This window comes from Sphaerochaeta sp. (genome assembly GCF_050256055.1).
Classification (GTDB): Bacteria; Spirochaetota; Spirochaetia; order Sphaerochaetales; family Sphaerochaetaceae; genus Sphaerochaeta.
This window is the reverse complement of the sequence record NZ_JBFWIJ010000001.1, coordinates 90389-105703: the sequence shown is the minus strand read 5'-3', so window position 1 is coordinate 105703 and position 15315 is coordinate 90389. Positions and strand designations below refer to the sequence as shown.

Annotated in this window: 12 protein-coding genes; 6 read left to right on the top strand and 6 right to left on the bottom strand. The window is 49.7% G+C overall.

Translation table 11 applies throughout. The features are described from left to right. The first annotated feature begins 79 nt into the window (after positions 1-79). Positions 80-1273, top strand: coding sequence for a TraB/GumN family protein (locus AB7C91_RS00415; RefSeq protein ID WP_428588417.1), 1194 nt, complete (start codon positions 80-82; stop codon positions 1271-1273). A 104-nt stretch (positions 1274-1377) separates the two neighbouring features. On the opposite strand, the gene radA is transcribed toward AB7C91_RS00415, so the two are convergent. From radA to AB7C91_RS00395, 4 genes are read right to left on the bottom strand one after another with little or no spacing between them, the layout of a single operon-like run. Continuing rightward, entirely contained in the window at positions 1378-2727 is a 1350-nt protein-coding gene (gene radA / locus AB7C91_RS00410) for a DNA repair protein RadA (protein ID WP_428588414.1), read from the bottom strand. A 25-nt stretch (positions 2728-2752) separates the two neighbouring features. Continuing rightward, complete coding sequence (locus tag AB7C91_RS00405; RefSeq protein WP_428588412.1) at positions 2753-3700, bottom strand: peptidylprolyl isomerase; 948 nt, start codon at positions 3698-3700, stop codon at positions 2753-2755. Between the two features lie 25 nt (positions 3701-3725). After that, positions 3726-4679: a ParB/RepB/Spo0J family partition protein gene (locus AB7C91_RS00400; RefSeq protein ID WP_428588409.1), complete on the bottom strand. Its 954-nt coding sequence runs from the start codon at positions 4677-4679 to the stop codon at positions 3726-3728. Next, positions 4660-5430, bottom strand: a complete 771-nt coding sequence (locus AB7C91_RS00395) for an AAA family ATPase (RefSeq protein WP_332447456.1) — start codon at positions 5428-5430, stop codon at positions 4660-4662. Before AB7C91_RS00395 ends, AB7C91_RS00400 begins: the two co-directional genes overlap by 20 nt. A gap of 108 nt (positions 5431-5538) precedes the next feature. Here AB7C91_RS00395 and AB7C91_RS00390 point away from each other — a divergent pair, with 108 nt between their 5' ends. Then, on the top strand, positions 5539-5766 hold the full coding sequence (locus tag AB7C91_RS00390; protein WP_332447455.1) for a NifU family protein: 228 nt from the start codon (positions 5539-5541) through the stop codon (positions 5764-5766). A gap of 559 nt (positions 5767-6325) precedes the next feature. Here the strand turns inward: AB7C91_RS00390 and gyrA are convergent. Together gyrA and gyrB are read right to left on the bottom strand one after the other, a co-directional pair. Next, on the bottom strand, positions 6326-8893 hold the full coding sequence (gene gyrA, locus AB7C91_RS00385) for a DNA topoisomerase (ATP-hydrolyzing) subunit A (protein ID WP_332447454.1): 2568 nt from the start codon (positions 8891-8893) through the stop codon (positions 6326-6328). Between the two features lie 14 nt (positions 8894-8907). Further along, positions 8908-10941 carry a DNA topoisomerase (ATP-hydrolyzing) subunit B gene (gene gyrB, locus AB7C91_RS00380; RefSeq protein WP_332447453.1) on the bottom strand — a complete coding sequence of 678 codons (2034 nt, stop codon included), beginning with the start codon at positions 10939-10941 and terminating at the stop codon, positions 8908-8910. Positions 10942-11140: 199 nt separating this feature from the next. Here gyrB and dnaA point away from each other — a divergent pair, with 199 nt between their 5' ends. The 4 genes from dnaA to AB7C91_RS00360 all read left to right on the top strand — a co-directional run bounded on the left by dnaA (position 11141) and on the right by AB7C91_RS00360 (position 15287). After that, the gene (gene dnaA / locus AB7C91_RS00375) at positions 11141-12562 is read left to right on the top strand and encodes a chromosomal replication initiator protein DnaA (RefSeq protein ID WP_332447452.1); all 1422 of its coding nucleotides are present in this window, start codon (positions 11141-11143) and stop codon (positions 12560-12562) included. A 217-nt stretch (positions 12563-12779) separates the two neighbouring features. Further along, positions 12780-13886 (top strand): DNA polymerase III subunit beta, encoded by a 1107-nt coding sequence (gene dnaN, locus AB7C91_RS00370; RefSeq protein WP_332447451.1) that lies wholly within the window; start codon positions 12780-12782, stop codon positions 13884-13886. Beyond that, positions 13886-14977 carry a DNA replication/repair protein RecF gene (gene recF, locus AB7C91_RS00365; RefSeq protein WP_332447450.1) on the top strand — a complete coding sequence of 364 codons (1092 nt, stop codon included), beginning with the start codon at positions 13886-13888 and terminating at the stop codon, positions 14975-14977. Before dnaN ends, recF begins: the two co-directional genes overlap by 1 nt. Next, complete coding sequence (locus AB7C91_RS00360) at positions 14967-15287, top strand: DUF721 domain-containing protein (protein WP_332447449.1); 321 nt, start codon at positions 14967-14969, stop codon at positions 15285-15287. The genes recF and AB7C91_RS00360 overlap by 11 nt, the downstream gene beginning before the upstream one ends. Positions 15288-15315: the final 28 nt, after the last annotated feature.

The window sequence follows — 15315 nt, the reverse complement described above, 5'->3', positions numbered from 1 at the left end:
GAGAGCAAACCTTATCCCAAACCTGTAGGGATGTCAAATTCCCTTGTTTCTTGCTCCTTCCTTGAGTATAGTTGTCAGCATGATTGAAGAAAAAGTGAGTGATACCTTTCACCGCCTGACGTTCGCCGATGGCAGGCAGATACTCTTGGTGGGAACCGCACATGTTTCCAAGGAAAGCGTGGACGAAGTGGCCTCCGCCATTGATGCAGAGCATCCTGACCACATCTGTCTGGAACTCGACGACGGAAGAATGAAAAACAAGGAAGAAGAGGGCTCCTGGTCGAATATGGACATCAAGAAGGTCCTCAAGGAAAACAAGGGGTTCCTCCTGCTTGCCAACATGGCCCTTGCCTCCTTTCAGAAGAGGATGGGTGATCAATCAGGAAGCGCACCGGGCGAGGAAATACTCAGCGCAGCCCGACTTGCCAAGGAACAGGGCATCCCCTATTCGCTGTGCGACCGTGAAATCCAGATAACCTTCAAGCGGGCATGGCGAAAATCGAACCTATGGAACAAGGCAAAGCTCATCGCCACCATCATCAGTGCCGTCTTCAGCAACGAAAAAATCTCCGAGGAAGAACTGGAAGAACTGAAGAAGGCTGATGTCATGCAGAACATGATGGATGAAATGGCCAAGGAACTTCCTTCGGTCAAGGCAGTCCTCATCGATGAACGCGACCGGTATCTGGCTACCAGCATCTATCTTGCCCCGGGGCAGAAGAAACTTGCAGTCATCGGTGCCGGCCACCAAGGCGGGGTCATCAGAACCCTCAAGGAAATTGAGAACGGAACCTTGGGAACCGACCTCTCCAACATCAACAGCGTCCCGAAACCAGGGAAAAGCGGAAAGATCCTCTCGTGGGCGTTCCCCATCCTGCTCATCGGCATCCTGCTCTACGGTTTCTTCAATCTTGGGCAAACACAAGGGATCAAGATGTTCGGCTACTGGCTGGCCATCAACATGTCCTTCACTGCCGTCGGCGCCATTCTTTCACTCGCCCATCCGCTCAACATTCTGATCAGCAGTTTGGCAGCACCCATCACCAGCCTGCATCCTGCCATTGGGGTCGGTATGGTAAGCGGCCTGGTGGAAGCGTCCATGCGAAAACCGAAGGTGTTGGATTTTGAACACCTCAGCGACGACGCAACCACCTTCAAGGGCTGGTACCGCAACAGGGTTTTGCATACCCTGTTGGTTTTCTTGTTCACCAGCCTCGCCGCTTCGATCGGCAACGTGGTGGTATTTCCCATTCTGCTGAGTATGCTTGGTTAGTTAGGATCCCTAATTGATTGAGACCAAGAGGCTGCATGTACTGGTGCAGCCTCTTGTATTTTTTTGTAATAGAATGGCTTATAATTTATTAGGATTCCTTATTATTATAAGGATGAGCAGATATCCAATGCTTGTCGTATCGTACTGCAAGGATGCTCCACCAAGGGGGAGTTTACGCCGGAGCGGGGAAGCAATGACCGCTTGAACCCGAGTTCCTTGGCTGCCTTTTCCCGCTTTTCCACAAATCCGACGCTCCTGACTTCTCCGGCCAGACTCAGCTCGCCGAAACTTATCAACGCCTTCGGCAGACTCTTGCCGCTGAGCGCAGACCAAAGCGCCAACGCAAGCGGCAATTCTATGGAGACCTCGCTGATCTTCATCCCTCCGGCAACATTGACATAGATATCCTGTTCCCCCAGCCGCACCGACGCATGTCGTTCCAAGATTGCGGCGACCCGGGTTACCCGTCCTGCATCGATGCGGTCCGAGTAAATACGGGAATACCCATTCTTCGCAGCGGTCGTCAGGGCTTGTATCTCCACCAAAAAGGTACGGGATCCTTCGATGACGGCGGTATACGCTATGCCGGGAGGAAGGGTCGTGCCGCTGCGGTCGGTAATGAAGAACGATGAGGGATTGGGTACCGGGGTCAACCCCTTTTCATGCATGCTGAAAATACCAATCTCATCAACCGATCCGAATCGGTTCTTTGCAGCTCGGATCAGACGGACTCCGCTGCCGACCTGTTCAAAATATACGACGGTATCGACCAGATGCTCGATGACTTTCGGACCGGCGAGCACCCCTTCCTTGGTGACATGGCCAATGAGAAAGAGGGAGATTCCCAACTGTTTGCAGAGGCCCACCAACAAGGTGGAGCAGGCTCTGATCTGATTGACCGAACCGGCGGGAGAGGGAATTTCCTCGCTGCTCAACGTCTGCAGCGAATCGATGACCACCACATCCGGCTTAGCGGAGGCCAAAAGCTTTTCCAGGACTTCCACCCGGGTATCACAGAATATGTCAATCTTCGACAGAGTGAGTTCCAGCCGTTCAGCCCTGAGCTTTACCTGACTGGGAGACTCTTCACCGGAGACATACAATACCGATCTTCCCACCGAACATTTTTCGAGGACTTGCAGCATCAGGGTGGACTTGCCGATCCCTGGTTCCCCCCCGAGAAGAATGGAGGATCCGCGCATGACGCCTCCTCCCAAAACACGATCAAGTTCGGAGATACCGGTTTCATACCGGAAGAGGGGATCGACTTCGACATCCTTGAGGGATATCGGTTTGGTCGCCGTGCTGATCACCGCACGTTTCCCGTCGGAGGAGCTCTTGACGGCCTCCTCTTCGAAGGTGTTCCAGCTACCACAGTCAGGACAGCGTCCCAACCATTTGGTTTCTATTCTGCCACATTGGCTGCAGACATAGTGAACATCCTTCTCTTTCACACGCATCTCCTTTATTTATATATACTTAAAACTTAATCAACTCAACTTCGAACACCAAATAGGAATTCGGGGGGATGACTCCCGGATACCCCATGGTCCCATACCCGAGCTCGGGAGGGATGATCAAGGTACGCTGCTCACCGGCACTCATGGTAATCAAAGCCTCGTTCCAGCCCTCAATAACCTCGCCGATGGCAAACTGTGCAGGAGAGCCTCTGCGGACGGAGCTGTCGAAAACCTTTCCATCGAGGAGAGAGCCGGTGTAATGCACCGTAACTTTCTGTCCATAGGAGGGATGTTTCTTTCCATCACCGGATTTCTTGACTACATACCGAAGACCGGTATCAGTAACAATCGCATCAGGCCAACGATTCTTCAGTTCTTTTTCCAGCTTCTCCAGTTCCTTCGCCTGCCGTTTCTTGTTCTTCTCTTCTGCTGCGATCACATATTCGGTAAACCGTTCACGGGATACCTGAAAGGCCTTCGCCTGCTCTCCTACCCGAACGATCTCGACTTTCTTGATCGTATCACCCTGTTCGATGGCATCTACCACCTTCTGGCCTTCCACGACATGACCGAACACCGAGTGTTTTCCATCAAGCCATGGGGTTGCAACATGTGTGATGAAAAATTGGCTGCCGTTGGTACCGGGACCGGCATTCGCCATGGAAAGCGTACCGGGTCCCGTATGCTTCAGACTCTCATCAAATTCGTCCGGGAAAGTATATCCGGGGCCGCCGGTTCCATTGCCTTTGGGACAACCTCCCTGGATCATGAAATTCTCGATAACCCGGTGGAAGGATAGGTTGTTGTAGAACGGCTTGCTGTTGCCATTCACATTCAACGTTCCCTCGGCAAGTCCGACAAAATTCGCAACTGTCATCGGGGTTCTCTCGTGTTCGAGCTGCAGGGTGATATTCCCTTTGTTGGTATGCAGGACGGCATACAAGCCATCATTCAATTGTGCTTCCATGATATCTCCTCAATATTTCAATACGTTATACTTCAAATAATTCCTGGTTCGGAGCCAGCAATTGGTACAATCGTTCCAATTCCTCCGTACTGGTGTAGGGAATTTCCAATTTTCCTTTGGCCAACGAGCCTTTGACTTCAACCTGTGAACCTATAACATGGAGGAATTTATCCTCAACGGCAAGGACATCAGGTGATTTTGCCAAACTTTTCTTCGTCCGCTTCTTCTTTGCTTGGTAAGCAGCTCGTTTCCCTTGGTTGAATTGCGCCGCCAATTGTTCCGTTGCCCGGACAGACAATTCCTTTTCCAAAACAGTTCGGTACAATATCTCACGGTCGGCGGGGTTGACCACCGACAATATTGCCCGTGCCTGTCCTGCACTGAACTTGCCTTGCAACAAATCCTGTTGCATGGATGAGCTGAGCTGGAGCAACCGTATGCTGTTGCTGATGGTGGACCGGTTCTTTCCCATGCGCTTCGCCAATTCATCCTGGGTAATCCCAGCTTCCTGGATCAGATATGCATATGCTTTCGCTTCCTCAATGGGATTGAGATTCTCCCGTTGGATGTTTTCAATCAAGGAAACTTCCAATCGCTGCATTTGATTGAAGTCCTTCACCAACACCGGCACACTGCTCAGCCCTGCCAGCTTGGAGGCCCTGAAGCGGCGCTCCCCGGCAACGATGCTGTATTGGTCGGGAGCTATTTCCTCCACCAGTATCGGCTGCAAAATACCTTCTCGACGAATGGATTGTGCAAGCTCCTCAAGGGATGCCTGGTTGAAATCTTTTCTGGGTTGGTTCGGATTGGCCCGTATATGATCGATGGGAATCTCGAGCACATGCTGCGTCCCCACTTGCTCATGTTTTACCGATTGAAGGCCAAGCGCTGAATCCAGCACGGAGTCGAAGGAGTAATCCTGCATCAAGGAACCGATGCCCTTCCCCAATCCATGTTTCTTAGTGGTTTCCTGAGACACGGTCTAGTACCTCCTCTGCCAATGCCTTATATGCTTTCGTACCGCTGCTCGAAGCGTCATACACGTTGATCGGCAACCCATGGGAAGGGGCTTCTGCGATCCGGATTGTCCGAGGGATGATCGTAGAAAATACAAGATTGGGAAAGAACGAGGAAATATCCTCAACCACTTCCTGGGCAAGCTTCGTCCGTTTGCTGAACATGGTAAACAGGATACCAAGCACTTCCAAATCAGGATTCAATGATTTCTTCATATTCCCGACCGTCCTCATCAGCAGGTTCAATCCTTCCATTGCAAAGTATTCGCATTGCATGGGGATGATTACTTCCTTGGCCCACACCATGGCATTGACGGTAACCAAGCCAAGGGATGGAGGGCAATCGGCCAGAACAAAATCCCATTCCTTATCAAGTCCTGCAAGCGCTTCCTTGAGAAAGAACTCGCGTTTGTCCTGCTCGACCAGTTCAATGTTCAAGCCTGCCATATTGATGTTGCTGGCGATCGCGTACAAATTCCGTACCGGAGTCTGTTGCACTGCCTCGGCTATGCTGCATTGACCGGCGATTACTTCATAGATGCCGCTTTTTCTACCATCAATTGATGTTGCACTGGTAAGATTGCCTTGCGAATCCAAATCGATCAGCAACACCTTTTTGCCCTTTTGGGCCAATGCAGATCCCAAATTCACGGCAGAGGTGGTTTTTCCCACTCCGCCTTTTTGATTGAGAAACAGTATCGTATGCGCATTCATACCTGCTACTATACGGAAATATTTCTGGATTGTCACCTCTTGAGGGTGACGCCTTGACCCTTGCGCCCCTCTATTGTATCTTCAAGTTACCGTATGGAGGAAATTACTATGGAAGATAAAGTCAGAAAAGCACTTGAGGACATCAGACCCTCTTTGCAGAATGACGGAGGAGATATCGAGTTTGTCAGCATGGAAGGTAACAATGTAACCGTACGCCTCGTTGGGGCTTGCGCAGGTTGCCCGATGTCCCAGATGACTCTGAAGAGCGGTGTTGAACGCTACCTCCGCAATTTTGTTGATCCAAAGCTCACGGTGGTAAACACTCCCGATTTCTAGATATTGAACGTGCTTTGAATCATAACGTTTCACGTGAAACTCTCGCGTGGAACGTTTTTTTATCCCTTCGCTCCATCACGTATTCCCAACTGCGTTGCCAGTGATCTTGTATATTCCAATACCCCGTTCGGAAGCGTGTTGCCTTCAGCTCTGCTTGTTTCACGTGAAACACATCATCACATTCTTGTGCAGCAGCAACCTTTCAACAGGCATTGTCACCCCCTCCAATCTTTATCACCAAGGATGCTCATCGTTTCACGTGAAACATCTGAAGCACATCACTCCCCTCCCCTACTGAAGATGACCAAGCACATTTCTGCACAGCACATCCGCAACCTGATTCTTCGGAAGCAAAACAGGCCTCTATCGTTTTTTCCCCCTGAAATTTCAAAATTCTTAAAAATGGCAAAAACCTGCATTTGAACGCTCTATTTGCAGTTTTTTCTCAATGTTTCTCTATGACGATACAGATATGTGTGGATAAATGGGATCATTTTCCCTATAAAAAAGGCCGTCCCAGATGGATGGAACGGCACTGATAAACTACTTAACAAATGTTTTATTCGGTCTCTGAATCCTCAGTTGCATCAGCACCTGCATCCTCTTCAACCACATCTTCCTCGTCCTCTTCCTCCACAGGAACTTCTTCCTCGATCGGAGCCTGCTCGGGAATCTGTACCTCTTCCTCGTCATCACGTACCGTAGTAGCAATGGCAACGATGGAATCGGCTGTGAACTTCATGGACACAACCTTTACACCTGCAGCGTTTCTGCCTTGGACGGAGATTGCATTCACATGCACTCTGAGTGTCTGCCCCATAAGAGTGACACACACTACATCATACTCGTCGTTTACACTCAGGACTCCGACGATGTAATTGGCCTTTCCCCCGAGGCGATAAATCTTCTGACCTTGGGTCGCCCGACCATGTACAGAGAAGTTGTCGAATCGTACCTGCTTGCCTTGTCCGTTCTCGGTGATCATCAGGATACGCTTCGAGTCATCAACCTTCAGTAATCCTGCAACCTGATCATCGGTAAGCAGACGGATGCCACGGACACCACGGGAAGCACGCCCCATCGCTCTCACATCATCCTGGCGGAACCGAAGCCCGCGTCCCAGCTTGGTGATAAGCATCACCTCATCACCTTCCTGGACAAACTCACAACTGAGCAACTCATCCCCTTCATCGAGGAAGAGGGCCCGAATACCACGCGCCTTTGCGTTGATGAAGTTAGTGAGGGCTACCTTCTTGATCACCCCCTCCCGGGTTGCCATCATCAGATACTGGTCATCAGTGAATTCCTTGAAGCTGATGATCGATGTGATCTTCTCGGTGGTCTCCAACTGAAGGATGTTCTTGATGCTGGTTCCCTTCGCCGTCTTGGACGCCTCGGGAATCTCAAACACCTTGGTGTAGTACGCCTTGCCTGCATTGGTGACGAACATCACGTATGCATGGGTGGAGGCGACGAACATATGGTCTACGAAATCCCCATCCTGAAGCTTGGTGGTTTTGGTTCCTTTGCCGGCCCGGCCGTGTGCCTCGTATTCTTCGGTGGGAATGCGCTTCGCAAATCCCTTGTTGCTGATCAGGACCACGACTTCCTCATCCTTGATGAAATCCTCAAGGGTGGCTTGGCCGAGTTCTTCCCGGACAATCTTGGTAAGACGGCGATCCTTGGCAGCGAGTGAGGCGGGTAGGGCGCGCACTTCACTTTGTACGACCTTCAGAATCTTCGTTTCATCCGCGAGCAACTCCTGATAGAAGGCTATCTTCTGTTCAAGTTCGGCCAATTCTTCCAGAATTCTGGAGGTTTCCAGATGACTGAGTCGTCCAAGCTTCATATCAATGATCGCCTGGGCCTGGATGTCATCCAAACCGAACCGGCTGATCAGACGCTGGGCGGCGATGGTGTTGTCTTCCGAGTCCTTGATGATCTGGATGACCTCATCGATGTTGTCCAAGCCGATTTTCAGACCACGAAGAATATGGGCTCGTTCCTGTGCTTTACGCAGATCATAGCGAGTCCTTCTGGTTACCACTTCCTCCCGATGGCGGATGTAATACACCAACATATCCTTGAGAGTGAGCAACTGAGGTCTTCCCTGAACCAATGCCAGGTTGTTTACGTTGAAATTCGATTGCAGGGCGGTCCTGGCAAACAACTGATTGAGTACCACCATGGGCTCCGAGCCCATTTTCAATTCAACGACGATGCGAATTCCCTTGCGGTCGGATTCATCCCGTACCGTACTGATCATCGGGATCGCCCCATCCTTGCGCAGATCATCGATTTTCTTGACCAAATCCGCTTTGTTCACCTGATAGGGAATCTCGGTGAAGATGATCTGGTCGTTCCCCCGATCCCCTACTTCAATCTCATAACACGAGCGGATGACTATCTTCCCCCGACCGGTGGTGAACGCATCCTTGATGCCCTGCATGCCGCAGATGACTCCACCGGACGGAAAGTCAGGCCCCTTGATATACTCCATCAACTCATCGATGGTGATATCAGGGTTGTCGATGACAGCACTGATGGCGTCACAGATCTCCTGAAGATTGTGCGGTGCCATATTGGTGGCCATACCGACGGCGATACCACTGCTTCCATTCGCCAACAAAAACGGAAACGAAGCCGGAAGAACCGTAGGTTCCTGCAACGAATCATCATAGTTCGGGCCGAAATCGACCGTTTCCTTCTGGATATCCTGCAGCATCTCTTCACCGATGCGACTCATTTTTGCTTCGGTGTATCGCATTGCTGCAGCCGGATCACCGTCAATGGACCCGAAGTTGCCCTGTGGATTCACCACAGGATAGCGCAAAGAGAAATCCTGGGCCAAACGTACCAATGCATCATAAACAGAGGCATCCCCATGGGGATGGTATTTACCAAGCACATCACCAACGATACGGGCACACTTCTTGTAGGAGGAGTTCGCCCGAAGACCCATCTCAAACATATCATAGAGGATTCTTCTGTGGACCGGCTTCAAACCATCCCGTACATCCGGCAGCGCTCGGCTGACAATGACAGACATGGCATAATTGAGATACGAAGTTCGCATCTCCTTGGACACGTCCACAGTAATCGTCCTGCTTTCGTTAACTTCTTCCACGATTCTATCCTTTCTTAGACATCCAAATTCGATACATAGACGGCGTTCGCATCAATGAACGCCCTACGGGGTTCCACTTCCTCACCCATGAGCATTGAGAACACCCGATCGGCCTCCTCGGCATCATGAAGGGAAATGCGGCTGATCAGTCGGGTTTCCGGATTCATCGTCGTTTCCCACAGCTGGTCGGGATTCATTTCACCAAGACCCTTGTATCGCTGGATGCCGACCTTCGACGGGTCGCCGACATTATTTTCCTGAAGGATCCTCACCCTGGCTTCCTCATCGTACGCATATTCCACCTTCTTCCCGATGGTGATCTTGTACAACGGAGGCATGGCAAAATACACATATCCCGCTTCGATCAGAGGTCGCATGTAGCGGAAGAAGAAGGTCAACAGAAGCGTCCTGATATGCGATCCGTCGACATCGGCATCGGCCATGATGATGATCTTATGATAACGGACCTTGTTGACATCGAAGGTCACATCACTGTCGAAATCGTCATCCTTACCCATGTTGTTGTATCGGGTCAGACCTGCTCCGATCGTAGAGATTACCGGCTGCAGCTTGTCATTGCCGAGCACTTTATATTCCTGTGCCTTCTCCACGTTGAGCATCTTACCCCACAGAGGAAGAATGGCCTGGAACTTCCGATCACGACCCTGCTTGGCCGAACCGCCTGCAGAATCACCCTCAACGATGAACACCTCACATTTCGCCGGATCTTTCTCGGAGCAGTCGGCCAGCTTCCCGGGAAGCCCGCCGCCCTCGCTCTTCTTGCGTATCTGCTCACGCGCCTTGCGGGCGGCGATACGGCCGAGCGCTGCATTGATGATCTTCTCCAAAATCACCTCGGCATGGGAAGGGAATTCATCAAAGTAATTGCCCAGCTTCTCGTACACCAAGGAGAAGACGACGCCGGTTACCGTCGAGTTACCCAGTTTCATCTTGGTCTGGCCCTCGAATTGCGGTTCAGGAACCTTGACGGAAACAACAGCGGTCAAGCCTTCGGAAATGTCACTTTGCTCCAATTTCTCATCATACTTCTTCAACAGCTTCTGATTTTTCTGCAATTGTGCGTTGATCACCCGGCTCAGGCCGGTGCGGAAACCGGTCAGATGGGTACCACCCTCACGGGTGTTGATGTTGTTGACGAAGCTGAGCACCTTCTCATCATACTTGTCGTTGTATTGCAGGGCGATCTCAACCTTGATCGTATCCTTCTCTCCCTCAATGGAGATCGGGGGATCGACCAGTACATGCTTGTATTCATTCAAGTAACTAACAAAGTGGCTGATGCCTCCTTCCGAATGGAAGGATTGCTCCTGCACCTGTTCACCCCTTCGATCGGTGATGGTGATGGAAACCCCTTTGTTCAAAAAGGAGAGTTCCCGGAATCGATTGGACAGAACCTCGAAATTGAATCCGTTCTGTTCCATGATAGAATAGTCCGGGGTAAAGCTTACCACCGTACCGGTGCGGTCGGAATCACTGATCCTCACCACTTCGGTCTGGGGGATGCCACAGCTGTACTGCTGACGATATGCACTTCCGTCACGATGGACGGTCACTTCCATCCAAACCGAAAGGGCGTTTACGCAGGAAACACCGACACCATGCAGACCGCCGGAAACCTTGTAGGAGTTCTTGTCGAACTTGCCTCCGGCATGCAATTGGGTGAGTGCGATCTCAAGCGAACTCTTCTTTTCCGTGGGATGGAGATCAACCGGGATCCCCCGGCCGTTGTCCTCAACGGTACAGACTTCCCGGCCCTGGCTGTCAAGATCGAGAAACACCTGGATGTCCGAACAGTAGCCGGCCATGGCCTCATCGATGCTGTTGTCCACCACCTCATAGACGAGATGATGCAGCCCCTCGATGCCTGTCGAACCTATGTACATGCCCGGTCGCTTCCGTACCGCCTCAAGACCCTTGAGGACCTGGATGCTCCCTGCAGAATAGTTATGAGAAGTTCCGGCCATATTCACACCATCGTGGTGCAAGGATGGTTGGAACGCTCCATTGACAAAGCTCCCTTCACTCATTCGTTATATCCTTATGCAATAATAAAAAAATACTGTCGCTGATTCTTATCGATTATACCAAAAACAGAAGGAAGTTGCAAGCTTCACAAGGAATTCTTGGTAAATTATTATTCCTTTTAATACAATAAGTTACATTTTACCTTCACCAGCGTTGGGAACAATACTTGCACCACATGTTGCTACAGGCTAAAATGGCCGCATGAGCGACCAACAAACCACTTATTATGAATTCTGGCAGGAGACGGCGAGCCGTATCAAAGAGACCCTGCCGGAACAGGAATACAACACCTGGTTCAACCGGATAGCCTACCTGAAATCCGAAGGGAAGATGGTAGTATTGGCTGGAGCAAGCCAGTTTATTCTCGACACCGTGATAACCCGATACAAGGATTTGATCATCAATACGCTGAGCGAATTGACCGGGGAAGACATCAATGTTTCCTTTGTCGTCGTCTCACGTTCAGAAATTGAACAAATCAACAAACCACAGAATGCACAACACCAACAGGCAAAACAGGAAGCGGTGATCGAAATCAGACAGAAGGAGAGAATCAGCGAGGAGAAAACGTTGAAAATGAAGACTGAGAGCAATCTCAACCCTTCCTATGACTTCAGCAATTTCGTCATCGGGGACAATTCCGCCTTCGCCTACAATGCCAGTCTCGCCATTGCGAAAAATCCGGGAGTCAGCTACAACCCCTGCCTTATCTACGGAGGTGTAGGACTGGGAAAAACCCACCTACTGAACTCCATCGGAAACTATATCATCAACAACACCCCTGAACTGAAGGTCATGTATGTGACAGCCGAAATGTTTACCAATGAATTCATTGAATCCATCGGTGCCCAGAAAACACAACATTTCAAAAACAAATTCAGAAAGGTCGATGTCCTGTTGATCGATGACATTCATTTTCTCCAAGGAAAAGACAGTACCCAGGAGGAACTCTTCCATACTTTCAACAATCTGTATGAATCCAAAAAACAGATGGTATTCACTTGTGACCGTCCCATCAGCGAGTTGAAGAACATCACCGACCGCCTCAGTTCCCGTTTTGAACGGGGTCTCAATGTCGACCTGCAGCCGCCCAACTACGAAACGAGGATGGCCATCCTGAAAAAGAAAACCACCGAGCGTGGTGTCGGTATCAGTGAGGAAATCCTGAATTACATCGCCACCAATGTATGCACGAACGTCAGGGACCTTGAGTCATCGCTGACCAAATTGATCGCCTACAGCGAGTTGCTCGGACAACAAATATCGTTCGATAAGGCAAAGGAATTGCTCGGCATTCTTCCCTCACTTGCAGCCAATGCCAACCAAACGCTTTCCATTGACACCATCATCAAGGTGGTAGGCGAATATTTCAATGTCAGTACGTTTGAGATAAAGGGAAAGAAAAAGAACAAATCCTTGATCCAGCCCCGTCAGATAGCCATGTTTCTGGCCAGGGACATCACTGAGTTTTCCACCACCGAAATCGGTACGGAGTTCGGTGGGAGGGATCATACTACAGTGATGCATGCTTATGACCGTATCGAATCCCTGATGAAAGGGGATGAAGCCTTCGCCAATACCATACTCAAATTGAAGCGGGACTTAACAAATGCTAAGAAGTAATTGCCTGTGGACAACTGGCGGACAGCTTGTGGAAAACCTACAAAACCTGTGGATACAGCATTTTTCCTTGTGGATGAAATGTGTACAAATCGAAATGTTATCCACAAGATGGAAAAAAATAAGCAGAGATTGTAGAATGAATTAGAAAGTTATCCACAGAATTCGTGCTATTATTACTATTATTACTACGTTATTTTAATAATCTAGGAGTATCAAGATGAAATTCGTCTGCAGCAAAGAAGCCATCCTCAACGAGATCATATATTCCATGGACTTCACCAGCCAAAGGAACTCTCTGTCCATCACTTCCAACGTCTACCTTGAGACCTTCAATGACCGATTGTTGATCAGGGCAACGGACCAGAAGCTGGGCTTCAGCACTGAGATTTCCGTTCAGACCTTGGAACAAGGCAAGACCACCGTGTTCTGTGAAAAATTCTTGAACATCCTTCGTTCGCTTCCGGATACCACCATTCAATTCACAGCAAGCGACGGCATCTTCGCAATCAAACCAACCGACCAAAGCATCGATTTCAAGCTCAGGACGGTTGGAGCGGAAGAATTTCCTTCGCTCGAGGAACCTCAGGATGCACCCTTCTTTTCCATCCCGCAAAAATCTTTCACGGATATGTCCAACCAAACCATGTTCGCCATCAGCGAAGATGAAACCCGCTATTTTCTTTGTGGCTTGTATTTGGAAAGAAATGCAAGCGGCATGAATATGGTCGCCACTGACGGAAGAAGGCTTTCCATCGTGGAACGGACGTTTGAGGAAAACCTACCGATGTTCCCTCCTGTCATCATTCCCCAGAAATTTTTTGTGGAACTGAAGAAACTGTCGACTGACGAAGGTATGCTGGAGCTTTCCATCACAGAAAACCTCCTGTTTGCAAGAATAGCCCAAAGGACCTTCTACACAACCCTGATCAAAGGCCAATATCCAAACTACCGTAGAGTCATCCCCGATGCGCAGACCTACAGTTGCACGATGCGGATCCAAGATATGCTGGATGCACTCAAGCGTGTTTCGCTCTTGGTGGAAAACAAGGCAAAACGTATTTTTCTCGATATCAGCGAAGCGGGGGTTCTCCTTACCAGTGATGAAAGTGAAGTGGGCGAGGCAAAGGAAATCATTGCCTGTCAGTATGAAGGTCCTGACAGCAAAGTTTCGTTGAATTACACATATTTACTCAATCCTCTCAAAGTCATGGAAGGCGAATATTTTTCCATCAACTTCACTGAACCCACGCGTGCCATGACGGTGAAACCCGAAAGCAATAGGGATTACTTTCACATCATCATGCCGATGCAACCCAACGCCTGATGCAATTCACGCAACTTTGGACCAATCAATTCAGAAATCTTGTCAGTGAGCAGATACCTGTCGATAATCGGCAGGTATTCCTCATTGGTCCGAATGGACAGGGAAAAACCAATCTGCTTGAGGCAGTCTATACGCTTTGTTATGGTTCCTCGTTTAGGACGAACCAATTGCGTGAATTGGTCTGCCAAGGAGAAAAGGCGTTCAAACTCCAAGGAATGTATCGCGATGATGCCAACATTCTGCATACGCTGACGTTGGAGTACAAGGATTCCAAACGATCGGTATTTCTTGACGACCGGGAAATACGCGACAGAAAGGAATTGATCTACAACATACCCTGTATCGTCTTCAGCCACGATGATATATTTTTCATCAAAGGCGAACCTGAACAGCGTCGTCATTTTTTCGACCAAACGATGAGTATGTACAATCCCTTGTTCTTCGATGACTTGAGAAGATATCGTGCGGTTTTGAAACAGCGTAACATGGCGATCAAGGACGGACGGACGAATCTCCTGCCGGTCTATGACCTGCAGCTTGCCAAATACGGCATGGCAATCCAAAGGGAAAGGACTCGTGCCGTCTACGAGTTCGATCAGATCTTTCCTTCGATGTATCGTTCGGTTTCTCAGTCTGAGCATGAAATCCACATCGAGTACAATCCATCCTGGAATACCTGTGCCACCGAGGAGGAGGTTGTGGACTATCTTTCACGAACCCGGGAGCGGGATCTGAATCTGTCGACCACGACCAGCGGCATCCATCGCGATCGGTTCAACGTCACCGAGGACGATCAGCTTTTCTCCCAGACGGGATCGACCGGCCAACTTCGGCTCGCCTCCCTGATCTTCCGTACGGCACAGATGGCATTTTTCCTAAAGAAGACCGGGAAACTCCCGCTTATTCTGGTCGACGATGTATTGCTTGAATTGGATATCATCAAGCGCCAGCAGTTTTTGCATTTGATGCAGCAATACAGCCAAGCATTCTTCACCTTCCTTCCAGAGGAACAATATTTTTCCGACCTAGCGGAGGAAGGTGCTTTGGTATATACTGTCCAAAAAGGGGCCTTTATCAGCAATGAAGGATAAGCGACCAAGACTGTGCAAGGAGGGTGAACCGCTCGAGGGACGAAAGGTTTTGGATGTGGTTCTGCGTTCACTGAACATACGGAGCGACAATCCAAAGGCTGCGATGGGATTCGAATGGCAGAAGATCATAGGCAACCGATTGTATCCGCATGTAAAAATTGTTGAGATACGACAAAATACCTTGGTTTTGCGGGCCGACCATCCTTCCTGGGCACAAATTACCTTGATGCAGCAGAAGAAAATACTTGCTTTATTGGAGAGGCGTTTTCCTTCTTTGCAGATCAAGTCCATTCATATGCTGATCGCTTAGTTACTTGACGTAAAGGCGGTTGGTCTAT